Annotated in this window: 3 protein-coding genes; all 3 read right to left on the bottom strand. The window is 49.7% G+C overall.

The features are described 5' to 3' along the window. Position 1 precedes the first annotated feature (1 nt). Complete coding sequence (locus tag ACOJTG_RS04675; RefSeq protein WP_420152751.1) at positions 2-2,422, bottom strand: glutaminase domain-containing protein; 2,421 nt, start codon at positions 2,420-2,422, stop codon at positions 2-4. A gap of 700 nt (positions 2,423-3,122) precedes the next feature. Beyond that, the gene (locus tag ACOJTG_RS04680; protein ID WP_420152752.1) at positions 3,123-4,115 is read right to left on the bottom strand and encodes a glycoside hydrolase family 43 protein; all 993 of its coding nucleotides are present in this window, start codon (positions 4,113-4,115) and stop codon (positions 3,123-3,125) included. A 285-nt stretch (positions 4,116-4,400) separates the two neighbouring features. Then, positions 4,401-4,646, bottom strand: a 246-nt coding sequence (locus ACOJTG_RS04685) for a DUF3823 domain-containing protein (protein ID WP_420152753.1), incomplete at its 5' end; no start/stop codon positions are given.

The following is a 4,646-nucleotide window of genomic DNA, read 5'->3' on the forward strand; positions in this document are numbered from 1 at the left end:
ACTACTTCATTTTATCGTTGAGTAGTTTCATAAAATATCCCCCTACTACGCTCCGGGCCTGGAAACCAACCTTTTTACCATCGGTAGTTTCGTGCCAGTCGCTGATGGGTACGCGAGACGAGGTTTCATGAGCGTACTTCAGCAGCGGCTTCACGAGAGCGTCAAAATCAGCCTGATTATCCGTTAGCGTTGCCGTCCATACAATCCAGTCGGATTTCGTGTACGTCTTGCGGCTGTCGAGGGGTAAGCCATAGCTATTCTGCTTCGTCAGGTAGTACTTGATTTCTTTTTCGTACACCGACTGCGGGAACAGTTTCAGTCCCAGTACTTTATCCCATACCAGGTTGTATTTCTGGCTCCAGGTTCCTTTTTTATCGAAGGTCAGTGCGTAGTGATCGCCGTCGTCGGCAATTTGCATCCACTTCTGTACCATCTCTTCGGTACTCTTGCGGTACTTTTCAGCGGTGGCCTTTTCGCCCAGTTGCTCAGCCATCATTGCGTAGCAGCCCAAGCCGACAATCGCTTTTACCGAAAGGTTCGCATTGCGGGCCAGGTGACCAGCGAAGTCATCCGTACAGAGTTGATTGGCCGGATCGAATCCATCTTTCAGCAGATAATCAGCCCAGGTCGTCAGCGTTTTCCAGTGCTTGCGGGCGTAATCGGGTTTACCTTCGGCTTTCACAATCGCCGCCGTCAGAATAATCATGTTGCCGGATTCTTCCACGGGCATGTCTTCGCCGTACACCTGTGCATTCGCCAACGGGTACGTACCCAGATCGTGAGCCGCAAAAGGCTTCGTCCATTTACCACTTTCGCTGTAGTAGAAAATACCGTTGAGCATACCTTTCAGCAGGTCGGGGTTGTACAACAAATACAGCGGAGCCGAAGGATACGTAACGTCCACGGTGTTGATACAGCCATTACTGAAGTTTTCCTTCGACAGATACAGAATGTCACCCTGCGGACTCTTCACCAGCTTATGAGCCGCCGCCGCCTGACGATAGCCCAGTACACACAGCTTGGCGTACTCTTCTCCGCCCGACTTTTTGGCATCGGCATAGACCTGGCGATCGAAGTCGTTACACTTTTCGATCACCGATTTATAATCCTTGATGGCCGTGGTAATTTCCCGCTCAATAGTCGATCCGTTTTCTTTCCACCATGGCTTTAGGTTCGTACCGAAGTATTGAATCGACTCAATGTCGTCGTAAGCCACCGTCAAAAACTGCTCTTTAGGTGTAGCATTCACCGATCCCAGATTGACGATTGTATTCAGAAATAGGGATTTACCTTCCGTGATCATCGAACGCTGAGCTTTCAGGGAAGGCAGCGTACTTACGGTCTGAACGGCCTGGTTCTGCTTGGGAGCCGCCACGTACAGATAACCCCAGTCGATGCGAAGGTCATCGCCACTCTTTTTCAGGATGGCCTGCTCTTTCGTTCCGGTTTTTAAAGCGACGTAATCGTTGTTTGAGGCCGTTGTCGCCGTTACGGGCTGCGTGGGTACGTTGGTCGCCAGACTGCTCGATACGCCAAAGTAGAAGTTTACCTGGTGAGCGGCTCCGTCATTAGCTTTTACGCGATACGTCACGTAAGAAACCGGACGAGCGTACAACGTTAAGTCATTCATTAACAGCGGCGAAGCAAAGGATACGTCCAGATCTACTTTACCACACGTAAACGAATACTTGGTTTGCGTAGCGGTAAAATCCATGCTCTTCTGCGTGGCCGCCTGCATCGTCGTTTTTTCATTCGAACGCATTTCTCTCGACAAGCCCGCGTCCAACCAGGCACCACCCGCTGTGTTGGCGACGTGAATGGCCAGTACGTTCTTTCCGGCTTTCAGTTTGGACTGAATGGGAATGTAGTTGACTTTGGTGATCCAGCCCTTGTGCGTGTAGACTTTTTCTCCGTTCAGATAGACTTCGATGTTGTCGTCGTGCTGGATTTTCAGGTATACTTGACTCGTAGGAACCTGCTTGAGCGTGAAGCTCCGGCGGGTCCAGAGGTCTTCGCTTTTCCAGAGCGTAGCGGCCTGGTTCTTGTCATCGCTGAAGGGGGCTTTGCCCGTTTTCCAGTCGCTATCTGAAAAGTTCAGCGTATTCCAGCCGCTTTTGGGTTCTTTTTCGGTGTACTGAACAGAGTACGCCATTTCATCCGCTGTAGGCAGGATGGTTTCGTAGCCTTTTGCCTCTTGCCCCAGGAATCGATAATTGACGCCATCTACGGTTAGAACGCCCAGCAAGGGTTGATCAGCACCGGTCCAGTGTTTCGTGGGTGAAGCCGTCAGTTCGTCGGTCGTTGACCAGACACTAAAATACGGATCGTGCGTAAGCAGTGGGTACGCCGGGGCCCGTCCTACCTGGGCCTGGGCCCAGCCACCCGCGGCCAGAGCGGCCAGCAGTAAAAGGTGTTTTTTCATAGTAAATAGGGAAAAATAATAAAGCAGTTTACGTAAAAGGGATCGGTTGACAGGAGTTAAAGATCATTTAATTAGGCCGCTTTGAACAGACACCATTTGGTCCCGCAGGCATGGGTGGTTAGTAGCCTACCTTTTTTCCATTCCATGGCGTGTTGCTCTTTTGGAGCTTCGTTATTCACCTCGACTGAGTTTGGTCCCGTTGGCACGGCTGTTCGGTAGCGTATCAGCATTCCATGCCGGGCGATAGCCTGCTGTAATCCACCGCATTGCAGCTATCGTAGGTCGTTCCGCGGTCCCATGGAATGGCTGATACGCGGGAGAGGCTTTCTTCTTCTGGGAGTTAATAATAATTGATTAATTATCAACAGTTGGTGATTGTCGAAAACCCTCATGGACGACATAAATCCAGGCCCCGTCCTATCGCATTCCATGCCGGGCTCAAGCCGCCTTTTTTATCCGCAATGCGGTGGCCTTGAGCAGGATAAAAAGAGCGGTGGGCGTGCCGACATGGAATGTATACGGACTAAATGATCAGCCATCCTAGCGGGACGGAAAACAGACTTTTATGCTTTATCAAATAAATCATCACTTACCAAACCCAAAGAATACTTTAGATAGATAGCCCGGGGTATAACCCCGGGCGGGGTCTCAGGTTAAACAGATCGTAACTTATGACAGGTCAGAACTTTGATTTACAAGGTTATTTGACTTTCTGAGCCGGAACACCTTCGAACGTGATTTTCACGGGTTTGATTTCGCCTTTTTCATCGAAATACATGCGTTCGATACAGGTTACGCGGTGATTGGCGTCGGTTTCTCCCAGTGGACGACGGTGGTAGATGATGTACCACTCATCCGTACCGGGCCGCTGAATGACCGAATGGTGCCCCGCTCCGGTGGCCACTTTCGCATCCTGCTGCAAAATTTTACCGGCTCGTTTGAAGGGACCAAACGGTGAATCGGCGATGGCATACGCCACGGAATAGTTCGGGCCGGTCCAGCCACCTTCGGACCACATGAAGTAATACTTACCATTCCGAATGAACATGATCGGGCCTTCGACGTAGTTCTCCGGTGTAATTTCCTTGAAGGTCGAACCATCCTCGGCCGGAATGAATCCGCTGAAATCTTCTTTCAACTGGGCGATATTACAGTGTCGCCAGCCGCCGTAAATGAGGTAATACTTCCCGTCTTTATCCTTGAATACAAACTGATCGATGGGCTGGGCACCGTTGTGGAATTTATCGACGAGGGGTTTGCCCAGCAGATCCTTAAATGGTCCGGAAGGCTTGTTGGCCACGGCTACGCCAATGCCTCCTTTTTCCTGATCATTCTGAATGTCATTAGCTCCGAAAAACAGGTAGTACTTGCCTTTTTTCTCAATGATGGCCGGAGCCCACAACGCCCGTTTGGCCCATTTTACCGCACTGGTATCAATGATATTGGGATGTTTTTTCCAGGTCACCAGATCCGGCGAAGAAAAAGCATCCATGTGTACCTGCTTATTGTAGGGAGCCGAGTACGTGGGATAGACCCAGTACGTCTTCCCGAAAATTACGCCTTCCGGATCAGCATACCAGCCCGGGAAAATGGGGTTACCCGAGGTTTTCTGAGCATCGGCTCCGAAAGCAGCACCCGCCAGGGCCAGTATCAGGAGACTTTTTTGTTTGAGAGATTTGGACAGCTTCCGCATGAAACCAGACAATAGTGTTTGAGAGGATTGAAAACTAGAACTATTACCAGTAAAAGTACCATCTTGTTCGTTTCAACTCATCTCCTAAAAACTTCGTCGGCTTTTGATCATCAAAATAGATCGGCTTTTTGCCGGGTTGCGGTACGGGAAATGTATGAATCTGAAGCGGATTGACGCAGGTCATCTGGAATAAAAAGGCAGTAGAAAAGTTTTACAAATGGGAAGCAAAACCAACCGTTACTAAAAAAACTTCCCGAAAGGGTTGACGCTTCCGGGAAGCATTGATCAATAGGTCACTTTTTGGATGGGCGAAAAAATTGGGTCTTCTACCCCACTGACTTTCAGTTTGACACGGGCAAATACAAAATTTTGCGTCGGTGTCAGTTTCGGTACCGTTACCTGCATCTGAATGCCGTTCATGGTTTTCAGATCAGCCCCTTTAATCACCTGGGAAGCAATGTTGGTGCGAACGTCAACAAAGGCGGTTTTACTGATGTATAAAGCCACTTCCTCAATGTTTTTGGCCGAGGC

It is taken from the genome of Siphonobacter sp. (assembly GCF_048595215.1).
Lineage (GTDB): Bacteria > Bacteroidota > Bacteroidia > Cytophagales > Spirosomataceae > Siphonobacter.

What these genes read in the sequence shown, in the direction of transcription:
- ACOJTG_RS04675 (WP_420152751.1), bottom strand. Translation starts at nt 2,422, where the DNA reads ATGAAAAAACACCTTTTACTGCTGGCCGCTCTGGCCGCGGGTGGCTGG.
- ACOJTG_RS04680 (WP_420152752.1), bottom strand. Translation starts at nt 4,115, where the DNA reads ATGCGGAAGCTGTCCAAATCTCTCAAACAAAAAAGTCTCCTGATACTG.